Origin of the sequence: Dyadobacter flavalbus (genome assembly GCF_006149045.1) — a bacterium.
GTDB lineage: Bacteria > Bacteroidota > Bacteroidia > Cytophagales > Spirosomataceae > Dyadobacter > Dyadobacter flavalbus.
In genome coordinates this window covers 971,350-993,388 of record NZ_VBSN01000027.1, presented here as the reverse complement: position 1 = coordinate 993,388, position 22,039 = coordinate 971,350, and the positions used below count along the sequence as shown (strand labels likewise).

Annotated in this window: 18 protein-coding genes; 3 read left to right on the top strand and 15 right to left on the bottom strand. The window is 45.3% G+C overall.

The window, feature by feature from the left end:
• From FEM33_RS09355 to FEM33_RS09320, 8 genes are all read right to left on the bottom strand, one after another.
• Window positions 1–1,470 carry an MBOAT family O-acyltransferase gene (locus FEM33_RS09355; protein ID WP_139011755.1) on the bottom strand — a complete coding sequence of 490 codons (1,470 nt, stop codon included), beginning with the start codon at window positions 1,468–1,470 and terminating at the stop codon, window positions 1–3.
• Window positions 1,471–1,474: 4 nt separating this feature from the next.
• Window positions 1,475–2,419 carry a glycosyltransferase family 2 protein gene (locus FEM33_RS09350; RefSeq protein ID WP_139011754.1) on the bottom strand — a complete coding sequence of 315 codons (945 nt, stop codon included), beginning with the start codon at window positions 2,417–2,419 and terminating at the stop codon, window positions 1,475–1,477.
• Window positions 2,420–2,491: 72 nt separating this feature from the next.
• Entirely contained in the window at window positions 2,492–4,144 is a 1,653-nt protein-coding gene (locus FEM33_RS09345) for a glycosyltransferase family protein (protein ID WP_139011834.1), read from the bottom strand.
• Between the two features lie 28 nt (window positions 4,145–4,172).
• Complete coding sequence (locus tag FEM33_RS09340; protein ID WP_139011753.1) at window positions 4,173–5,600, bottom strand: DUF6056 family protein; 1,428 nt, start codon at window positions 5,598–5,600, stop codon at window positions 4,173–4,175.
• A complete protein-coding gene (locus FEM33_RS09335) occupies window positions 5,584–6,543 on the bottom strand; it encodes a glycosyltransferase family 2 protein (RefSeq protein WP_139011752.1) in 960 nt (319 codons plus the stop codon). Before FEM33_RS09335 ends, FEM33_RS09340 begins: the two co-directional genes overlap by 17 nt.
• Before the next feature lie 98 nt (window positions 6,544–6,641).
• On the bottom strand, window positions 6,642–7,559 hold the full coding sequence (locus FEM33_RS09330) for a DMT family transporter (protein ID WP_139011751.1): 918 nt from the start codon (window positions 7,557–7,559) through the stop codon (window positions 6,642–6,644).
• 1 nt (window position 7,560) lies between these two features.
• Window positions 7,561–8,643, bottom strand: coding sequence for an LptF/LptG family permease (locus FEM33_RS09325; RefSeq protein ID WP_229214161.1), 1,083 nt, complete (start codon window positions 8,641–8,643; stop codon window positions 7,561–7,563).
• A gap of 13 nt (window positions 8,644–8,656) precedes the next feature.
• A complete protein-coding gene (locus FEM33_RS09320) occupies window positions 8,657–9,319 on the bottom strand; it encodes a metal-dependent transcriptional regulator (protein WP_139011750.1) in 663 nt (220 codons plus the stop codon).
• A gap of 147 nt (window positions 9,320–9,466) precedes the next feature.
• Between FEM33_RS09320 and FEM33_RS09315 the strand changes: the two genes are divergently transcribed.
• The 3 genes from FEM33_RS09315 (at window position 9,467) to FEM33_RS09305 (ending at window position 15,080) form a co-directional block, all read left to right on the top strand.
• The gene (locus tag FEM33_RS09315) at window positions 9,467–10,819 is read left to right on the top strand and encodes an Nramp family divalent metal transporter (protein WP_139011749.1); all 1,353 of its coding nucleotides are present in this window, start codon (window positions 9,467–9,469) and stop codon (window positions 10,817–10,819) included.
• Window positions 10,820–10,906: 87 nt separating this feature from the next.
• A complete protein-coding gene (locus tag FEM33_RS09310) occupies window positions 10,907–12,853 on the top strand; it encodes a KUP/HAK/KT family potassium transporter (RefSeq protein WP_139011748.1) in 1,947 nt (648 codons plus the stop codon).
• 61 nt (window positions 12,854–12,914) lie between these two features.
• Complete coding sequence (locus tag FEM33_RS09305; RefSeq protein ID WP_139011832.1) at window positions 12,915–15,080, top strand: alpha-galactosidase; 2,166 nt, start codon at window positions 12,915–12,917, stop codon at window positions 15,078–15,080.
• Window positions 15,081–15,205: 125 nt separating this feature from the next.
• Here the strand turns inward: FEM33_RS09305 and FEM33_RS09300 are convergent, their stop codons facing one another.
• From FEM33_RS09300 to FEM33_RS09270, 7 genes are all read right to left on the bottom strand, one after another.
• On the bottom strand, window positions 15,206–15,724 hold the full coding sequence (locus FEM33_RS09300; protein WP_139011747.1) for a phosphoribosyltransferase family protein: 519 nt from the start codon (window positions 15,722–15,724) through the stop codon (window positions 15,206–15,208).
• Window positions 15,725–15,783: 59 nt separating this feature from the next.
• Complete coding sequence (locus FEM33_RS09295) at window positions 15,784–16,485, bottom strand: glutamine amidotransferase-related protein (RefSeq protein WP_229214160.1); 702 nt, start codon at window positions 16,483–16,485, stop codon at window positions 15,784–15,786.
• An 8-nt stretch (window positions 16,486–16,493) separates the two neighbouring features.
• Window positions 16,494–17,885 (bottom strand): aldehyde dehydrogenase family protein, encoded by a 1,392-nt coding sequence (locus FEM33_RS09290; protein ID WP_139011745.1) that lies wholly within the window; start codon window positions 17,883–17,885, stop codon window positions 16,494–16,496.
• A gap of 160 nt (window positions 17,886–18,045) precedes the next feature.
• Window positions 18,046–18,819, bottom strand: coding sequence for a glucose 1-dehydrogenase (locus FEM33_RS09285; protein WP_139011744.1), 774 nt, complete (start codon window positions 18,817–18,819; stop codon window positions 18,046–18,048).
• A gap of 592 nt (window positions 18,820–19,411) precedes the next feature.
• The gene (gene tnpA / locus FEM33_RS09280; RefSeq protein ID WP_139011743.1) at window positions 19,412–19,873 is read right to left on the bottom strand and encodes an IS200/IS605 family transposase; all 462 of its coding nucleotides are present in this window, start codon (window positions 19,871–19,873) and stop codon (window positions 19,412–19,414) included.
• A gap of 139 nt (window positions 19,874–20,012) precedes the next feature.
• On the bottom strand, window positions 20,013–21,389 hold the full coding sequence (locus tag FEM33_RS09275) for a glutamine synthetase family protein (protein ID WP_139011742.1): 1,377 nt from the start codon (window positions 21,387–21,389) through the stop codon (window positions 20,013–20,015).
• Between the two features lie 26 nt (window positions 21,390–21,415).
• Window positions 21,416–22,039 carry a DUF4230 domain-containing protein gene (locus tag FEM33_RS09270; protein ID WP_139011741.1) on the bottom strand — a complete coding sequence of 208 codons (624 nt, stop codon included), beginning with the start codon at window positions 22,037–22,039 and terminating at the stop codon, window positions 21,416–21,418.

The window sequence follows — 22,039 nt, the reverse complement described above, 5'->3', positions numbered from 1 at the left end:
TCAGAATTGAAAGTAGATAAACTGGTTTTCCGTGACCACGCCCAGAAAATAGGTGAGAAAGGCAATTAAGGGAAAAAGAAAGAAAAAAACCGTCGTGTTGGAAGTCGGGATTTTTTCATAATAATGTTCCTTGACGAGCAGAAAAATAATCAGGAACACACAAAATCCCATTTCAGTCTGGTTAAACGGCGTATGCAGCGTTTCTGTCCACGACAGGTTGGCTATTTTGCCCAGGATTGTAAATGATCTTTTTACCGGCGCTTCCTTATTTCTGAAAAATACCCATGCCAGCGTTACCAGAATAAAAGTGAAAGCAATTCCCAGTATTCGGGTAAAACCATTTTCCGGAATCTTTATTCCGGCTTTTTTCAGCCATTTGTCCCGCAGCGAAGCAGAAACCTGATATGTGCCGTGCAGACCGCCCCAGATTACATAATTCCAGCTTGCGCCGTGCCATAATCCGCTGACCAGAAATACGATAAACTGATTCATGTATTTCCGGTATTCGCCTTTGCGGTTCCCGCCCAGCGGAATGTACAGATAATCCCGGAACCACGATGAAAGCGAAATGTGCCATCTTCCCCAGAATTCGGAAATGGATTTCGATTCGTACGGCGTCCTGAAATTATCCATTAACGTAAATCCCATTACCCGTGCCGCGCCAATGGCGATATCCGAGTAACCCGAAAAGTCGCAGTAAATCTGGAATGCAAAAAATACGGTTGCCACCAGCAAAGTAAGGCCGTTATGCGCATTGACGTCATTATACGCATAATCCACTACTTCGGCCAGCCGGTCGGCAATCACAATTTTCTTGAACATGCCGAAAGCCATTTGCATCAGACCTTGCTTGACCTGTTCAAAATCATATTTGAAATAGGAATGATATTGAAACAGCATATTCTGCGGCCTTTCAATGGGTCCGGCCACAAGCTGCGGATAAAACATGACGTACAATGCATAAATGCCAAAATGCCTTTCCGCCGGCTGATTGCCCCGGAATACTTCAATCGTGTAGCTCATGGCCTGAAAAGTATGAAAAGACAAGCCAATCGGCAGCAAAATACGGCCGTTCCCGCTCACCATCCATTCCGAAACCGTTCCGGGAATCAGTCTTGTAAGCGGCGGAACGAGCGGGCGAATATGAACGGTATTCAGAAGCTGATTAACAGAATCCTGTAAAAAATCGTAATATTTGAAAAAAGCCAGAATGCCGATGTTGGAAATCAGACTGATGATGAGCAGCAGTTTCTTCTGTTTCTGATCCGGCGACTTCTCAATACAGATGCCTGCGTAATAATCGATAAGAATGGTTCCAAATAGTATAAGGATAAATACCGGCTTGAAAACCATGTAAAAATAGCAGCTGGTTGCCAGCAAAAGCATCCACCGCCCGCGCCACGACAAGCTAAAATAAGCCAGCGTAACGACTATAAAGAAAATTACAAATTGAACAGAGTTAAACAGCATGTGATCAGATATACTCGCGGTTAACTATCTCCTCTTTTATGATGAACAAAGGGCGGTTTTTGGATTGAAAAAATATCCGCAGGACATATTCTCCAATGATGCCGAGCGCCAGCAACTGTACGCCGCTGAACAGAATGATCACAAAAAGCAGGGAAGTAAAACCTTCAATTACGTGTGTGAAAAACATTTTTTTGATGACAACAGTCAAAAAATAGACAAGCGAAATCAGGATGGCCATGACACCCATCCGGCTCATGAATTTGACCGGAAATTCGCTGAAATTGAAAATACCGTTGTAAGCAAGCCCGAAAAGCTGTTTGAACGAATATTTGGACTCGCCGGCTGCTCTTGCATCTCTTTCATATTCAAAGCCGATCTGCTTGAACCCGATCCATGAACGCATGCCGCGCAGGTAACGGCTTTCTTCCGGCATTTTGTTGAGCACGTCCACAACGCGCCGGCTTATAAGCGCAAAGTCGCCGCTGTCCAACGGAATCTCAACATACGAAATAGAGCGTAAAAGTCTGTAAAACAAATGGTAACCCGTACGTTTCACGAATCCTTCCTTGCGCTTTTTCCGGACTGCATACACCACGTCGTTTCCTTCTTTCAGGAGCTTGTAAAATTCCGGCAGCAGTTCCGGCGGGTCCTGCAGGTCGCCATCAATGACAAACAATGCTTCCGTTCCGCGCGCCGCAGAAATCCCGGCGGTCAGCGCAAGCTGGTGGCCGTGGTTTCTGGATAAAAATACGCCGTGATACCGTTCGTCGGTAAGCGCGAGCTGACGTATCCGCAATGCAGTATCGTCTTTGCTCCCATCATCGATCAAGACGACTTCTATTGCCAGCGGACTGGAGTCCATTAATGCGTTTATACGCTGAACAAGCAGCGGAAAAGATTCGGACTCATTATAAAGCGGGGCGACAATAGATATCTGAGGGTTTTTCAATATTCCTGATTTTTTGAAGTTTTACCAATGGCAAAAATACACCATTCGGTATATTAAAGGGCATTCATTTATTCAAGGGATTGTAATTTTTCTAAGAAGGCCGCCTCCGGCCTTTTCATTGCTGAAACGGATGATGCCCAGATCATAAGTACCTTGCTCTATAAAACTGAACGGGATTGTCGTGTTTGAGCCTGTATCATACTGGCGGAACAAATTGCGCCCGGTATACAGATGTGCATTCGATTTGAAAAAATAAAGGTGTTTTTCATTCTTCAGGTATACATATTGTCCGTCATTCCGGGCAAGTGAAATTCTGTAATCCGGCTCGTCCACATACAGGATTTTGTCGCGTACAAAGACTGAGATATTCCTCGGCCCCATTTTGTTCTGCAGTAATAAAATCTGTTCTGCAATCCGTTCCGGCTCATCGGGATAATTGTAAACATGGGATGCCGTCATTTTTTTCATCAGTGAATCCACATATGCCGCACTTTGCGAAAACGGAATATGGCCCAATCCAAATGCATTGTGCTCCTGATTATAACCGTTGATCATCAGATATTTGCGACGTTCGGCTATGCCGGGCAGATAAGTATAAACCGAAATGCCCCAGATCAGGACACTGATCACCAAGGCCAGCTGAAACCCTCGTTTCCGGATGTTTCCGGCTGTATCGGATGTAATAAAGGAAAGATATGCAACGATCAGAAACAAGGCGGGATACATTTTGTAATTGCTGACGATCATTACAAAAAAACCGAAACGCGGCCTTAACAATCCAATAACCAACGCATTGACAAGTAAAAAAACCAGAATCCCGAGTAAAAAGCTGTTTAAGACGGCTGTTTTTCCCAGTGGATGAAATGTGTTTTCTGCAGACCGGGAAAATGTTTTTTTCCAGAACGGATTCAGCTGCCGTAAAAGCCAGATTACGATCCAGACCATGGTTACAAACCCGGCCAAAACGGGCAAAACAGAACGCGTAACAATGCTTTTTTCCGGAAAAAGATCAAATAGCCCGCCCAGAAAAGCAAAAAAACCAAGTACGGACAAATGCGGATTTTTCAGAAAGAAATCAATGCTCGCCTCGTTTCCCTGCGCGGAAAGTCCGTAAAAATAAAATCCGACAGCAACAGCACCTGCTGCCAGCCAGAATGCCAGTTTCCGGTAATCCGATCTTAATATCAGAACTGCGGCTCCTGAAACCCACACGAAAATGCCGTTGCTCATGGCGTAAGTAGCACACAATGCAGCCAGCACTGCCCATGCAAACTGCCTTTTGGCCAGCAAAAACATGGAAAGACAAACAAAGAAAATCACCGGCTGATGCTGCAAACTGCATATGGCCCACAAAAAAACGAGATGATACTGAAGCTGGAAAAGCAAAAAAGGAACCGGCAGGAAAAACCACCATTTCAGCCTGCTATTTCGGAATGCATTCCAGAATACAGTCAGCGTGCCTAATGTAAAACAAGCGCCGGCAATATGCAGAAATGTGAAATCAAGATGTCCGGTCAGCCGGTAATAAACAAGCGTAATCATTTTGCCGATCACCATCCGGTGCTCATTGTTGGGCTGGAACAAGAGCTTTAAGCGCCCGGAGAAAGAACTGCCGGAAATCCATTTGTCAAGAAAATCCGGAAAAGGATCATAATCGTCAAACCACGGCACATTGACGGAATAATACAGCAGCACGGTAACCCATAGCAAAACAGGTAACATCATTAAAATGCCCGGAAGCAGCCTGTTTTCTTTATTCACGTTCAACTTCTTTCAGATAAATGGCCTTTTTACCGAAGTAACCTGCCATGCATTTGTTCCACCAGTGATTTTTATCGGCCTTTACATCATCATCATAGAAAATAGACAATGGTTTGGCTTTTAGCGGCGTAAGGTAAACAACATCTTCTTCTGCGTTTTTCAGAGTGGCGTACCGCTGAAACATTTCCTTGTCAAAAGCAGAAGCCGTTCCGTTCAGCAGATCGCTGTAAAGCTGACGCACATTTGTACTGCGGAAAAAAGACAACGCAACGGATGCAACCAGAATCGCAATCAGGATTCCATACCTTAATACTGAAAACTGGAACTGGAAAGAACTGGCTGTCCTGAAATGATGGTATATAACGCCGATAACATAAAACCATCCGATCAGAAAGAAAAAGTAAACACAGTTGATTACACGGGGCGCAGGCTCAATCCCGACGCCGTAATAGGAAGGAAAAAGTTGCGCGGAAAGTACGCCGATAAACAGCAGCACCGCATACCAGACCGGAACCGAAAAATAGTTCCTGGCTCCTTCTGAAAGCCGGGAAAGCACAATAAGCCATGCTGTTGAAAAGAAAATGAGCGGCGTGCGGAACAGCCAGTCAAAACTTAAAGCAGCCAGTTTTTTGAACGAAGAAATAACAGAAAAAGGAATGTTCCCGCCCAACGGATTGCCGCCGATACGCGCCTGATTTCCCGGCGAACTGAAATAAAAGTAACACGAAACGACCGTAACCAATAGCATGGCAACCATAAAACCATCCACTTTCCGGTAAAAAAGCAGGCGGTAAAACCACCAGCCGCCGATCAGCAAAACCATAATGAGCAAGTTGGTTTCGCTGCTGCCGATCACCGCAAAAATCAGGAATCCGGCTAAAATCCCGACAATCGTTCGGGCGGGCTGCGTATCCTGCCGGTACCATCGCAAGGCGAGTACGGTCCAGAGCAAGGTAAAAATATTCGGGATGGTGTAAGTTACAAATGCTGCCATCCAGTAAAACGCCTCCGAGATACTGCCCATTTTCAGAACATACAGAAAGAAAACAACACCGGCAAAGCCCAGATGCGCCAGGCGTGACAAGGTAGGCGTCAGGTGCCGGAAGAGGCTGTACAAGGCATAGATCAGTCCGGCCAGCAAAATAACGGGAAGGATTTTGAAACCATTGATCCAGTGAAAGAGCAGCGGATTGGAATGATTCAGAAAAATACCGAAGTAACGGCCCGTCCAGCCCGAGTAATAATAATTCATGGCTTCCAGCCAGCCGAATTTGAAAACGGTATCAATGTAGCAGTAATCGTCTGCCGGGGAAGGATGATTGTAAAAGGAAAGCGCAAGCAAAGGAATCAGCACACTCAGCATCAGCGCAATATTGATCCAGTTGCCGACTATTCTGTATTTTTTATAAAATTTGTTCATTGATTGTTTTTTCAATAATATAACGGGGACGGCCTTTTACCTCTTCGTAAATTTTCCCGATGTACTCCCCGATCAGCCCGAGTGCCATCATATTGGACCCGCTGAAAAATGTAAGCGGTAGCATCGTTGAAGTCCAGCCCGGAACGGTGTAACCGAACAAGTAGGAAAACAGGATGTAAGCCACAATTCCCATGGCAATCAAAAAGTTGAAAAAGCCGAAGTAAAGCACGAGTCGCATCGGAAAAGTGGAGAAAGAAGTAATCCCGTTCCATGCAAAAAGCAACATTTTGCTGATCGGATATTTCGTTTCTCCGGCCTGCCGTTCCAGACGGTTGTAAAATACCTTTTCATTCCGGAAGCCAATCAGCGGAACAACCCCGCGCAGAAACAGATTGATTTCCTTGAAATTCCCGAGTTCCTGAAGCACGCGCCTGTCCATCAGCCTGAAATCGGCATGGTTGAAAATAACCGGTACGCCCATTTTCTGCATCAGCACGTAAAATCCTTCTGCTGTGGAACGTTTAAACCAAGTATCCGAGCTTCTGTCACTTCTTACGCCATACACGACCATTGCGCCTTCGCGGTGTTTTTCGATCATGCCCGTAATGGCATTGAGGTCGTCCTGCAAGTCTGCATCAATCGTAATAAAGCAGTCAAAATGATCCATATGCTGTTCCAAACCCGCCATAATCGCACTCTGATGCCCGAAATTTCTGGACAAGGCAACGCCGGTAACGTCCGGGTCGCGGCTGCAAAGTTCTTCGATGATGTTCCAGGTTTTGTCCCTGCTTCCGTCGTTTACAAAACAGATCCTGCTGTCTCCGGCTATCAATCCCTGCTGCTTTATGCTGTTGTAATAAGTGTTTAATTTAGCATAGGTCATATACAATATCGCTTCCTCATTGTAACAGGGTATGACTAAAAGTAAACGCGCTGGATTCATAGAACACCCGATTGATTGAATCGACAAAAATAGCAGTAATAAATTAATATGCTCCTTCTGCGCCGTTTGCTCACTGGATTATGATCTTACGGGCGGTTTCAGGAGACCAAGTTCCTTTTTTTCTTTCCAGAGGTAACGGTGCTGAGCAGTAACGGGTAAAGTAAAACGGCAAGCAGGATCAGCAGCGTGCCCAGGTAAAACTCTTTTGTCATGCGTTCTTTTTCGCCAAAAAAGAAAAAAGCAAGCGCAATGCCGTAAACCGGTTCGAGGTTAATCGTAAGATTGATCAGATAAGCGGAAAACTGTTTCATGAGCTGCGTGGCCATTGTACTCGCATAAACCGTGCAGATCAGCGCCAGAAACAAGATCCAGATCCAGTCTTTTCCCGCCGGCAGGTAAGATGCATTTCCGGTCCAGCCCAGCCATTCGGAAATGCCCAGAAATACAAAGGAAAAGAAAGTAGCCCCGATCATTTCGTAAAAAGTAATGATGTAGGCATCGATCCGCTGAACGAGTCTGCTGTTGGCTACGGTGAACATCGCCGCAAGCAAAGCGGAAGCCAGCGCAAGCATTAGTCCCAGTGCGTGATCAAACTCAAAGCTGAAAACGACATACAGTCCTGCAAAGGCCAGAATGCCGAGCCCTACTTCCAGCGGCCGTATGCTTCTTTTGTTGACAAGCGGCTCGATCAGGCTCGTCCATAACGATGTTGTCGCCATGCCGGCTAGGCAAACCGAAGCCGTTGAAACGCGCGCGGAAGCAAAAAACAGCATCCAGTGAGCAGACAGTATAAAACCTACGGCAAGCATCCGGAACAAATCACTCTTCGGCGCTTTAAATGATTTTTGCCTGAAAAAAATGATTGCACCCAGGCCGGCCGCCGCAAACAGCGTACGGTAAAAAACAAGCGCAACCGGGGAAACGGAAACCATTAATCCGACAATGGCCGTAAAACCCCAGATCAGGACCAGAAAATGAAGATGCAGATAGGACCGCAAGGCAGTGGCTGGAAACATATTATCGCGGCAGCGTTTTATAAAGGATTACGCCGATTACAGAAAAAACAATATTGGGCAGCCAGACGGCAAACAACGTATTGATCGTTCCTGCTTCTGCAACGCCTTTGGACAGGAGAAAAAACAGTATGTAAATAAAGGCAAGCATAAACCCGAGCGCGATTTGCCAGCCTACGCCTCTCCTGCTCTTCCGGGCAGACACGATTACGCCGATTGCCGTCAGGATCAGAATGGCGAAAGGCTGCGTAAAGCGAATGTATTTTTCAATCAGATATACTTCCAGCCCGTCGGCCCCGCGGCTTTTAAGCAGATCAATATAAGCGTTCAGTTCAGGAAGTGTGAAGGTTTCAAAAAGATTGTAATCACTTTCAAAATCCTTTGGAGCCAGATTAATCGTCGTATCGATTTCCACTCCGCTGCTCAGCTTTTCACCGAGGCTGTCCAGCGTCCGTACCTGATAATTCAGCAAAGTCCATTTTTTCTTTTTAGGCTGCCAAACGATTTTATCCGCATAAAACTTCTGCAGAAGCTTGTTTCCTTTGATGGTCTCCATCGTGAATTTATTTCCGGTCTGCGTGGAAGTATTGTAACTTTCCAGATAAGCGTACACGTCCGGCGCAATCGTGATATGCACATTGTGGCCGCTGAAATAGAATTCCTGCTTTACGTACGTTTTTTCAAAGCTGTTACGGATTTTATTGGCTTTCGGCAAAACCCAGCCAACCTGAATGAATGTCACAATTCCCAGCACCGTTGCACCGATCATGTAAGGTAAAAGCATACGTCCAAAACTGATCCCGCTGCTCAGGATGGCAATCACTTCCGTCCGCGCTGCAATGCGCGATGTAAAAAACACCGTCGCAATAAAAACCATCAGCGGGCTGATGTAATTGATCCAGTAAGGAATGAGATTGAGGTAATAATCAATGATGATCTCTTTGAGCGGCGCTTTTTTGTCCAGAAAGTCGTCCACTTTTTCCGTATAGTCGATCATGCAGATGATCAGTACGATCACAAATGCAACAAAAACGTACGTTATCAGGAAATTTTTAATGAGGTAACGATCCAGTATTTTCAATCTCATGGCTGATTAAGTCTCATAAGCGCTGTACCAGTAAATTTTTGGATACTTCGAGACTGATGAACAACGTATGAGCGCCGTTAATCTGTACAAAAGCAGACTTGTCGTAGTCGTTTATTTCCTTTACTTCAATAATACAGCCCAATGTAATGTTTGACCGGTCAAGATACTGAAGAAAAGCCGGAGCATGATCCAGAACGCCCATCATTAACACTTTTTCACTTATGTGCACGTCGGTCAGGATCAGATAATCCGGTTCGGTCAGGTTTCCTTTTGAATCCGGAATGGGATCGCCGTGCGGATCAAAACGCGGATGGCCCAGAAATGCATCCAGTTTTTCCACAAGTACTTCGGACGGAATATGTTCCAGTTCCTCGGCAATATCGTGTACTTCGTCCCAGCCGAATCCCAGCTTTTCAACCAGAAAGACTTCCCACAGCCGGTGTTTCCTGATTACCTTGATCGCTACTTTTTCACCCAGATCGGTCAGCCGTACGCCCTGATATTTTTTATAGTGGATCAATCCTTTATCGGCCAGTTTGCGCAGCATATCGGTAACTGAAGCCGCACGCGTTGCAGTACTTTCTGCCAATGCATTGGTACTGACTTCCAGCCCTTCTCGCCCTGAAAGTGAATGGATTATCTTTAAGTAATTTTCTTCTGTGAAAGAATTTTGCATGTCGGTTGACACCATTTTGCCTGTTGCTTTTCGCAAAAGTACAATTTACTAGTCGGAATATAAAAAATTTAGATTACCCTAAAAATATATTTACAAAATTCTATATCTTTGTTTTTAGTAAACTAAATCTATATTACACTTCATAAAATGATAGACAGTTTAAGATCAAAGGGCGCTTTGCGGAAAAAAATATTGGACGATACCAATGAGACGGCCTCGCTGTCGGAAGTGCATGCTTCAATAACTATTCCAGAAGGTGCGGGATTCTGGAAAAAACTGATGGCTTTTACCGGACCGGGGCTGATGGTCGCCGTGGGTTATATAGATCCGGGAAACTGGGCAACGGATATTGAAGGCGGCTCGCGGTTTGGATATGCACTGCTTTCCGTCATTCTGATTTCCAATCTTTTTGCCATGCTGCTGCAGCATCTTTCGCTGAAACTCGGCATTGCTTCCGGCCGTGACCTTGCGCAGGCATGCCGGGATTATTATTCCAGACCGGTTTCTTTCGTTTTATGGGTGCTTTCCGAAATTGCGATTGCCGCTACGGATCTTGCCGAAGTCATCGGCTCGGCCATTGCGCTGAACCTTTTATTCGGCCTGCCGCTTCCGCTGGGCGTTTTGTTTACTGCATTTGATGTGCTGCTTGTCCTGTATTTTCAGCAGAAAGGCTTCCGGATTATCGAGAGCATTGTGGCCGGACTGATGGGTATCATTCTGCTGAGCTTTATGTACGAAATGGTTGTTTCACAGCCATCTGTTGCAGGAATCGTGGACGGGTTGTTTCCTAAAACGGAAATCGTCACCAATTCCGGAATGCTTTACATTGCCATCGGGATTCTGGGTGCAACGGTAATGCCGCATAATTTATACCTGCATTCCAGCATTGTACAGACGCGCGCATTTAACCGGGACGAGGAAGGTAAAAAAACGGCGATCAAGTTTGCAACCATTGATTCGACCGTCTCGCTGGCGCTTGCATTTTTTATCAATGCTTCCATTCTGATCCTTGCCGCTACGGCTTTTCATGCAAACGGCCACTTTGAAATTGCAGACATTACGGATGCCTATCATTTGCTCGATCCGGTTCTGGGCGTCAGCATGGCGGGAATTTTCTTTGCACTGGCTTTGCTGGCTTCCGGACAAAGCTCGACACTGACCGGAACGCTCGCCGGCCAGATCGTCATGGAAGGATTTCTTAACATCCGTCTCAAACCCTGGCTCCGCCGCATGATCACACGCAGCATTGCCATTATTCCGGCACTGATCGTTTCTTACTATTACGGGGAAAAAGGAACGGCGCAGTTGCTTGTGCTCAGCCAGGTCATTTTGTCTCTGCAGCTTAGTTTTGCAGTTGTACCGCTCGTACTATTTACCTCCAAAAGCGAGATTATGGGCCGATTTGCCAACTCAAAATTGCTTACCATAATCAGCTGGGCCATTACGCTGACTATAATATGTCTAAATGCATACTTGCTTATTAATACTTTTACCTCCTAATTTGTTTTCCTTGAGATAAAATTGACGTTCGCGTTACCTTCTTTGCACACGGTTTCCTAACTTTCGTTGTTTTTCATAAAAAAGTGAATGGAATCAAAGCACAAAATCGATAAGGTATCAGCTGCGGGAGTACTGGTTGCATTTGGTATCATTTACGGGGATATCGGCACCTCTCCGCTTTATGTAATGCAGGCGATTATTCTGAACGAAATCATTACTGAAGAAATCATTTTCGGGTCCATATCCTGCATTTTCTGGACACTGACACTGCAGACTACGGTCAAGTACGTAATTCTGATACTCCGGGCAGACAACAGAGGTGAAGGCGGGATTTTTGCATTGTATGCACTCGTCCGGAAACATGCGAGATGGCTTACGGTCCCGGCCATTATCGGCGGCAGTACGCTGCTTGCCGACGGCATTATTACGCCGCCCATTTCCGTTTCTTCCGCCGTGGAAGGTTTGCAGCTTTTATATCCCAATATTCAGACGATTCCGATTGTCATCAGCATTCTGACGCTGATTTTTATCATTCAGGCATTCGGGACAAAAGTGGTCGGACGTGCTTTTGGTCCGCTGATGATCACATGGTTTGTCATGCTGGGAACGCTCGGTCTTTTTCAGATTCTGGAACATCCTGAAATCCTGAAAGCAATCAATCCTTTGTACGGTTACGAACTGATTACCAAACATCCCGGCGGTTTCTGGATGCTCGGCGCCGTGTTTCTGTGTACGACCGGCGCAGAAGCATTGTATTCCGATCTTGGCCACTGCGGACGAGAAAATATCCGCGTGAGCTGGGTTTTTGTAAAAATCTGTTTGCTGCTCAATTATTTCGGGCAAGGCGCATGGCTGATTTCTGAGCTGGGAAATCTGCTGAATGCCCGAAAGCCTTTTTACGAAATCATGCCGGAATGGTGGCTGCTTCCGGGCGTTGTTATCGCTACACTTGCGGCTATTATTGCCAGCCAAGCCGTTATAACAGGATCTTTTACCCTGATTTCCGAAGCCATACGCCTCAATTTCTGGCCGAAAGTACGCCTGAATTACCCGAGTGACCAGAAAGGACAACTGTATGTTCCGAGCATCAACTGGCTTTTATGGGTTGGCTGCATGGGCGTTGTTCTGTACTTCCGACAGTCGTCCAACATGGAAGCGGCTTATGGTCTGGCCATTACGCTGACCATGATCATGACAACGATTTTATTCTCCTATTACCTTTATATAAAGCGGGTCAATCTCTGGATCGTGATTGTTTTCATGCTTTTGTACCTGTTTATTGAAGGGCTTTTCCTCGGCGCCAATCTCCTGAAATTTACACACGGCGGCTGGTTTACAATCATGGTCGGAGCACTTGTGGCGGGCTTGATGACGGTCTGGCTCAAAGCTTTTTACATCAAACTGCGTCTGACGGAATATACCAAACTGGAAAAGTATCTGCCGGCGCTGCATGAACTCAGCCGCGACATCAGCATTCCGAAATACACGACGCACCTTGTTTTTATGACCAACGCTTCGCGTGCTTCCGAAATTGAGACAAAGGTTATTTATTCCATTTTTCAGAAACGGCCCAAACGCGCTGATGTTTACTGGTTTATTCACGTGGATACGACCGATGATCCGTACACCATGGAATACAAGGTGCTCTCCGATGAAGACAATAATGACAATGTAATCAAAATCAATTTCCGGCTCGGCTTCCGGGTTGATCAGCGGATCAATATGTTTTTCAGGAAAGTGGTAGAAGATATGGTGATGAACAAGGAAGTGGATATTACAAGCCGTTACGAATCTTTGAGCAGACAGAATATTACGGGCGATTTCCGGTTTGTCGTTCTCGAACGCTTTTTGTCCTTTGAAAACGACCTTCCGATCATTGAACAGCTTGTAATGAAAACCTACTTTTTTGTCAAGGACTTTACGACGCCTGAAGACAAATGGTTCGGACTGGACAGCAGTTCCGTCAAAACAGAAAAAGTACCACTGATTATCCGTCCGGTGGAAAATGTAAAACTGAGACGCGTTTATACCTGATATTTCCTGATCCTTAATTCATTACACTGTGCGCTTTATTTTTATTTCCGCCATTCTGACGATGATAAATGGCTTTTCCGCGTATGCCCAAAATACGGTAACGATCCCGATTGAATCCAAGCAGAATGCTCTGGTACTTCAAACGGATAAAGACAAGCATCTTGGCATTATTTATTTTGGCAAAAAGCTGAGTAATGCCAATGAATATCAGTCTGTTCCGCTGCAAAGCCGCCAGAGCGACAGCAATGCGGGCATTTACAATTCGGTTTATACGCCGGCCGGCTCATGGAATATTTCGGAGCCTGCGTTGCAGGTTACGCATTCAGATGGGAATAAATCGCTGGATCTCGTTTATGTAAGCCATAAAACGGTGAATGAAAACGACAATGTTACTTTAACGAGCATTGTATTGAAAGACCCGGTTTATGCTGTGGAAGTAACGCTTTTTTACAAAACCTACGTGCAGGAAAACGTTACGGAGCAATGGAGTGTGATCAGAAACGCGGAAAAAGGGCCGGTTATGTTACAGAAATACGCTTCTGCAAACCTGTATTTGATTGCAAAAGATTATTTTCTCACGCATTATAACGGAAGCTGGGCCCGGGAAATGAACCCGGAGGAAGAGCAGCTTACAGCCGGTATACGGGTGCTGGATTCCAAACTGGGAACACGTGCAAACCTGTTTCAGCCGCCCAGCTTTTCGGTTTCTTTCGACAAGCCTGCAACTGAAACCGAAGGAAAAGTGCTGCTCGGAACGCTTGCATGGTCGGGAAATTTCCGGATGGATTTTGAGGTTGACTCCTATCATAACCTGCGTCTGATCGCCGGGATCAACAATTATGCTTCTGAATATCCGCTGAATGCCAATCAGGAATTCAAAACGCCTTCTTTCATTTATACGTTTTCAGAAAACGGAAAAGGAGAAGCAAGCCGCAACCTGCACAACTGGGCAAGAAAATACAGGATTCTGGATGGTGAAGGCTCACGCCTGACTTTGCTGAACAACTGGGAAGCTACTTATTTTGATTTTAACGAAGAAAAACTTTCGGGGCTTTTCAAGGATGGCAAAAAGCTGGGTGTAGATCTTTTTCTGCTGGACGACGGCTGGTTTGCAAACAAATATCCGCGCAATAGCGACCAGGCCGGGCTTGGCGACTGGCAGGAAAACGTTAAAAAACTGCCGCACGGAATCGGTTACCTTGTAAAAGAAGCAAAGAATGCAGGCATCAAGTTCGGAATATGGGTGGAGCCGGAAATGGTGAACCCGAAAAGCGAACTGTATGAAAAGCATCCGGACTGGGTTATCAAGCAACCGCAACGGCCTGAACACTACATGCGCAACCAGCTTCCGCTGGACCTTTCCAACCCGGAAGTTCAGAATTTTGTATTTGGCATTCTGGACAAGCTTTTTACAGAAAACCCGGAAATAGCGTATATCAAATGGGATTGCAATGCCATTACTTTCAATGCGTACTCGGCATACCTTGAAAAAAGCAAGCAAAAGCAGTCGCAGCTTTATGTCGATTATGTAAAAGGATTGTATAAAGTGCTGGAAAAGCTGCGCGCCAAATATCCGAAAGTTCCGATGATGCTTTGTTCCGGCGGCGGCGGACGCGTTGATTACGAAGCTTTAAAGTATTTTACAGAATTCTGGCCGAGTGACAATACCGATCCGCTGGAAAGGATATTCATGCAGTGGGAATATTCTTACTTTTTTCCGGCGCTTGCGCAGAGCGCACACGTTACAGACTGGGGAAAACAGCCGTTGAAATTCCGTACGGACGTTGCGATGATGGGAAAACTGGGTTATGACATTGTTGTAAGTCATTTGAATGAAAAAGACCTTCAATTCAGTCAGCAGGCGGTTTCCACTTATAATTCCATTAAGGATGTAGTCTGGCACGGCGATCTTTACCGGCTTGTGGACCCGAAGAAAAATGATTTTGCTTCGCTGATGTTTGCCTCCAAAAACAAGGAAAAAGCCGTACTTTTCTCTTATCTGACCGGCAACCGCAATGGTGACGGTTCCGACGTTCCGTTCAGGCTGCAGGGACTAGACCCGGCTAAAAAGTATAAAGTAAAAGAACTGAACCTGTATCCGGAAACCAAAACGGTCATTCAGGAAAACCAGACTTACTCGGGTGAATTTCTGATGACGGTCGGCTTTAACCCGGCTGTAAATGCTAGGCGTACAAGCGTAATTGTGGAGATTTCTGCGGCACAGTAAGCTGACTCGATGCGCTTTAATTATTATATTGAAGTAAAGAAACTGATTCTATTATAACTCACAAAGCGTTACGGATGCATACAAATCTGCTTCCGTAACGCTTTTAAAAGTACAAACCGAATTTTTTATTTCAGATAAACGCCTTCTTCCTCAGAATTGCTCAAAACCACTTCCACGTGCTCGGTAAGCGTTGTACTCAGTGAATACCCGACATAATCGGCATGTACGGGAAACATATGATGGCTTCTGTCAACAATAACGGCAACCTGTACTTTTTTCATCCTTACTTTCAGGAAAGGTTCCAGTGCGAACGCCAGCGTTCTTCCGGTATTCAGTACATCGTCCGCCACAATCACCACCTGATTTTCAATATGGATTTCTTTATCAAACAAAATAGGGCTTTGGTGATGAACGTTTTTATCAAAAAGCAACTCGACCAGTTGCACATGAAGCGGCGAAATATCAGTCAATTCTGCTGCAAGGCGTTTTGCAAAGGCAAAACCTTCGCCTGCAATGCCGGCAATGATGATTCCGGTTTCCTCAAAATTATGTTCATATATTTCAAAGGCAATTCTGCGGATTTTCTGGCCTGTCTGATGGGAACTGAGTATCTGACGCCGGGAAATAGTGCTGTTATCTGTCATTTGGGCTGTTATTCCGTTTAAAATCAGGTAAAGATAAAAGTAAGAAACATATCTCTGATTTATACTTTCGCAAAATTCCTGATCCATTCCGCGGCTATGGTTTCGTGCGTGGGCAATTCCAGGCTTGCGATGCCCGAATCAACTTTGGCCTGCCCGATTCTTTCCGTTCGAAGTTCCATTAATGCTTGGTCATAAATTTTGGGAAATTCCGGATGCGCCTGAATGCCGAGCATACGTTCGCCGACGCGGAACATGGCATTCGGACAGTTTTCGGATTGGGCAAGCAAAGTGCTTTCAGGCGGCAATTCTACAACCTGATCCTGACACATCATCAAAAGATTCAGAGCATCCTGCTCCGGCTGCATCCAGTTTTCCTTTTTAATGATCTGAAAAGAATGAACGCCTACGCACCAGCCGGAATCCGACTTTTGGACTTTTCCGCCGAGTGCTTCCCCAAGCATCTGATGTCCGAAGCAAACACCGATATACTGTTTTTCAGACTGATAAATGTCTTTTACAAACTGCTTTAACTGCAGAATCCATTCATCCTGATCGTAAACAGAACTTTTGGAACCGGAACAGATATAAACATCGCATTCTTCCGCAGTGGCCGGAAAATGGCTGTTACAGACATCGTAAAAAACAAATTCCCAGTCAGGAGCTACCTTTGAAAACAAAGCCGGAAACATCTGCCGATAGTCTCCGGTAATATGCAGCAAATCTTCCCTTACATGATCACATTCCAGCAATCCGACTTTCATGATCGAAATTATGCGTTAATTTTCAGATGGAAAGATTTTGGTCTGGTCAGTGCCTCGTAACCGATTGTTGACAAAGTGCAGCCGCGCCCTGAATTCTTTACGCCGGTCCATGCCAAAGCGGGATCCAGATAATCACAGCGATTCATAAACCAGGTTCCGGTTTCCACCTGTTCACCGATTTTCAGTGCGGCATCCATATCCGCTGTCCATATTGAAGCGGTAAGTCCGTACTGACTGTCGTTCATCAGCCGAATTGCCTCTTCGTCACTTTCCACAGGCATAATGCCGACGACCGGTGCAAAAGTTTCTTCGGTCATGATCTGCATGGAATGATTTACATTGACCAAAACCTGCGGTGCCATATAAGGCGTTCCTGATTGGTGCGGAGGAAAAAGGCTGGCATCAATCAATGCCGTTGCCCCTTGCGAAAGCGCTTCATCAATCTGTTTCTGTGCAAACTCGGCAGCCGCCGTTCTTACCATCGGGCCCAACGTGGTTTCTCCGTTTGTAGGATCGCCCAGCGTATATGTTTTGGTAAGCTCAGCAAATGCATTTACAAATTGTTCATAAACATTCCTGTGCACATAAATGCGCTCGATTCCGCAGCAGGACTGGCCGGAATTGAAGAAAGAGCCGTCCACCAGATTTTCAACAGCATCCGCCAGATTGGCATCCGCCCGCACATACGCAGGATCTTTACCGCCAAGTTCCAGCCCGCCTACAATAAATCTTTCGTTAATTGCTTTCTGAACAGCATGACCGCCTTCTACGGATCCGGTAAATGCGACATAGTCAATACGGTTGTCACCAATGATTTGTGCAACCTGTTCATGACTGACATGCAAATACTGAAAAACACCTTCGGGCAAACCGGCGTACTCAAATGCTCTTGCATAACGTTCTGCGCAAAGCGGCGTTTGCTGCGCATGTTTCAATATGACCGAATTACCCGCCATAATAGCCGGTATCACCGAGTTGACGGAAGTAAGATACGGGTAATTCCACGGCGCAACCACAAAGACGACGCCGAGCGGATCGCGGCGGATGAACCTTCTGAATCCGGAAATTTCTTCAACCTCAACGTCTGCCAGTGCTTTTCCTGCTATGGAAATCATGTAATTGGCACGCTCCTGAAATCCTTTTCTGATTTCATTGGCTGTGTAGCGGATCGGCCGGCCCATTTGCCAGGTCAGTTCCAATCCGATTTCATCCGCATTGTTCAGAAAATATTCAACTGCTTTGCGGCAAATGGCTTCCCTTTCAGAAAGCGTGGTTTTACGCCATTCCTTTTGAGCAACCACGGCCAATTCTAATGCTGTCTCAATGGCATCAGCATCAGCCAGCGTGCGTTCAACGTAAACGGAACCATCAACAGGACTTATCGTTTTTTGTACAGACATTTTTACAATTAGAATATGGAATCGGAGAAAGGAAAATGGGGAAGGAGGAAGGAAAATGGAGAAAGGAAAATGGAGGAAGGAGGAAGGTTTTTCTTAATCTTTTTCCTTCCCTCCTTATTTCCCTTTCCTCCTTTTTTCCCTTCACTCCTTTCCTGCTTTATCAAACAGGTGTTACGTAAGCTGAGGTTATTCCTCCGTCTACAAGGAAATCTGTCCCGGTTACAAAAGATGATTCGTCGGATGCCAGAAACAGTGCTGCATAAGCCATTTCCTTGGCTTCCCCGAATCTTCCCATTGGAATGTGAACAAGACGGCGCTGCTTTTTTTCTTCTGTATTTAAAAATTTCATTAACAATTCCGTTCTGAGCGGGCCGGGACAAAGCGCATTTACACGAATATTCTCACGTGCATGAATAATGGCAAGCTCGCGTGTCAGAGCCAGAACAGCTCCTTTGCTGGCTGTGTAAGCAACCTGCGGAGTGGCCGCGCCAAGAATGGCCACGAATGATGCTGTATTGATAATAGATCCTCCGCCTGCTCTCTGAAGTGCCGGTATGCCGTATTTGCAACCAAGAAAAACGCCTTTGGCATTAACATTCATCGTAAGATCCCAGATAGATTCTTCGGTAGTCATTGCATTGTCATCATCGCTGTGCATAATGCCGGCATTGTTGAAAATGATGTTCAGCTTCCCGAATTTTTCTTCTGCAAAAGCTACTGCGGCTTTGCAATCGGCAGCTTTGGACACATCCGAATGTATGAAGAATGCTTCTCCGCCATTTTTGATAATTTCATCAGCAGTTTCCTGTCCGGCCTGGTCATTTACGTCCGTTACCACAATTTTGGCTCCTTCTTTAGCAAATAAGAGAGCACTTTCCCTGCCAATTCCTCCGCTTCCTCCGGTTATGAGGGCTACTTTGTTTTCTAAGCGCATCGGGCTTTTTGTTAATGTTTGATTTAGTAATTGAGTTATTTTTTGTAATTAGATTGCATTGCTGCTCGTCAGGAGTCTCCTCCGGAGACGTATAATGTATGTTATTAGTGTTTTTCTACAAACAGGGAGCCATTCCCATAGCTTTCCGTTTCGCTCCGGAGGAGCATTCTGTTTATAGAAAACGAATTTAAAATATATAATATCCTAGCTCCGGAGGAGCCCCCTACAAGCAGGAAGCCATTCTATGACTTTCCATTCCGCTCCGGAGAAGCTCCCTGTTTATAGAAAATAAGTTTAAATGTACAATACATCAGCTCCGGAGGAGCTTCCTACAAGCAGGAGGCCATTTCCATGCTTTCCGTTTCGCTCCGAAGGAGCTTCCTATTTATAGAAAATCAATTATTTAAATACATTATACATCGCCTCGGAAAAGTTTGCCAGGAGTCTCCTCCGGAGACGTAAAATATATGTTTTTACCTTTTTCTACAAACAGGGAGCCATTCCATAGCTTTCCATTCCGCTCCGAAGGAGCTTCCTACAAGCAGGAGGCCATTCCATAGCTTTTCGCTTTGCTCCGGAGGAGCTTCCTGTTTTATTCAAAAAATTCAAACATATGCTTTTCATCAAACTGAATTTCAAATTTCTTTAAAAAATCATGATACTCTTCCCTGAACGTACGTTTTTGATGATGTTCTTCCTGATTCAAAATATACTGAATTACTGAATTAATATGTGAATGGGAGTAAGAAAAAACACCGTAACCTTCCTGCCATGCAAATTTTTGCTTTGTCCATTTCTTAGCATTTACAAACTCGTTGCTTTCCACTTTCAGTTCTTTAATAAAATCAAAAATTGAAAGTACCGGACGAAAACCGACAAAAAGATGAACATGGTCCGGCATACAATGGATTGCCAGCATTTTGGCCTTCCTGTTTCGGACCAGGCCGCTGATGTATTTATGCAATTCCTCTTTGTTTTCTCTTGGTATCAGGCTATGACGGTTTTTTACTGTGAAAACAAATTGCAGGTAAATTTGTGAATAGGTATCTGCCATTAAAAAAGTGTGTGTGTTTGTACTTTGTAAAATAAAGTATTTTTTTCTTGAAATATGGCAGGGGCTCCTCCGGAGCCAAACAATTTTAATTTGTATTGTACTACAAACAGGAGGCCGCTCTGCGGCCCGAAATGTAAAGCTAAATCTGCTCAAAATACCGTTTTCTTTCCCAATCCGTTACCGATGTATCATAAGCGCGCTGTTCCGTTTTAAAAAAATGCGTGTAATGTTCTACGACCTCTACGCCAAATGCATTTTTGGCAAATTCACTGCTTTCGAACATTGCTATGGCTTCTGCAAGCGTGTAAGGAACCCTGGGCAGATGCGCCGCGGCGTATATGTCACCGACGAAACATTCCGGCGGTTCGGTTTTATTCTTGATTCCTTCCAGTCCAGAGGCGAGTGAAGCTGCAAAGGCAAGATAAGGATTGCAGTCTGCACCCGGAATCCGGCACTCGATTCTCAGACTGGCGCCGCTGCCCACCACCCTGAAACCCGCAGTCCGGTTATCATAACTCCATGCAAGCCGGGTAGGCGCCCAGGAACCGTCCACAAATCGTTTGTAGGAATTGATCGTTGGTGCATAAAAAGGCATAACGTCCGGAACATGTTTTATCCAGCCGCCTAAAAACCAGCGAAACAGATCCGAACCTTTTACAGGACCAAATTCCTGATCACCGGCAAATGCATTTTTCCCGTCTTTCCAGAGGCTCATGTGGATATGACTGCTGGAACCCGCCTGATCAGAAGCGAACTTTGCCATAAAAGTGACCGAAAAACCCATGGCGTCGGCTACTTCTTTCATGCATTGTTTATAAACAATATGGTTGTCGGCCATGGGAAGGACTTCCGAGTACTTTACATTCAGTTCATGCTGCCCGAGTCCCCATTCTCCTTTGGAAGTTTCCACTTCAATTCCTGAATTTTTCAAATGACGACGTACAACCGACGTGTATTTTTCATTCCGTGTACCCTGCATGATATGGTAATCTTCCAGATAGTATCCGGCGGGCGTAAGGTTCTGATAATTTTGCTGAAAAGCCTGCTTATAGCTGTTTTCCAGCAGGTAATATTCAAGCTCGGAAGCAGCAAAGCATTTTAAACCGTCAGTTTCGAGCTTTTCAAGCTGCTTTTTCAGAATGGATCTTGGTGCGATGGTTTCCAGTTCGTGCGTTTTTTCATTATGCAGATCACAAAGGATCAATGCCGTTTTTTCCAGCCAGTCGGCGATACGCAGTGTTTGCAGATCCGGGACAAGATGGAAATCGCCGTAACCCAGTTCCCAGTTTGCATATTTGTAGCCGGGCACCGGTTCCATGGCCATATCGGTTGTCAGCAAATAATTGCAGCCGTGCGTTCCGGATTTCAGTACGGAATCCATGAAATAATCCGCGTCAACACGTTTGCCCATTAACCGGCCGTAATGATCCGTAAAAGCTACAACAATGGTTTCAATCAGCCCCTCTCCTATTTTACTTGCCAGTTCATCTTGTGTCAGAAATCCTTTTTTATTCATCAGAAGAGTCAGTTAACAGGTTTATATCAGCGCAACTTATCAATTTTGGCATTCATCGGAAATTTCAAAAGCACTTTTTTGCCAGAGGCTTTTTCCAGAACGGGCGTCAGGATCTTTCTTGCATTTTGCCTTGTCTGGTCCAGAATACCCATATCCAGTGCCGATTTCTGAATTTGCTTTTCAGCTTGCTTATATGCATCCTGAACCAGTTTGGCTTCTTCCGTAAAGGCGTATTCGGTGTTGTAAACTTTCGATTTGCTGTGATCTATTTTAAAAACACAAAGCTCGGGTTCGGGCATATTGACGACCAGAACGGAATCGTCGGAAGTAATATCCGCCATTTCAAGCTGCGTAAGATCCACGCAGCCGATGGCTTCACCCTGCACGATCAGCACAGCTTTTGCATTGGGCAGGAAAGTTTTGACAATTTCCTGTTCTACAACATCCTTGAAGTTGTATTTTACAAGTTCCAGTTTTCCCATCGCGCTTATTTCCTGCAGTACCAGCGTATGCATCGTCTCAGTCTGATCCTTGCCGCTCATCCAGTCGGGAACCCATTTTCCGGTACGAAAACTGGTCCATAAAGATTGGATTCCGGCGAGTAACAATAATAAAACCAGTATTTTGAATAACCAGGAAAACAGACGCAT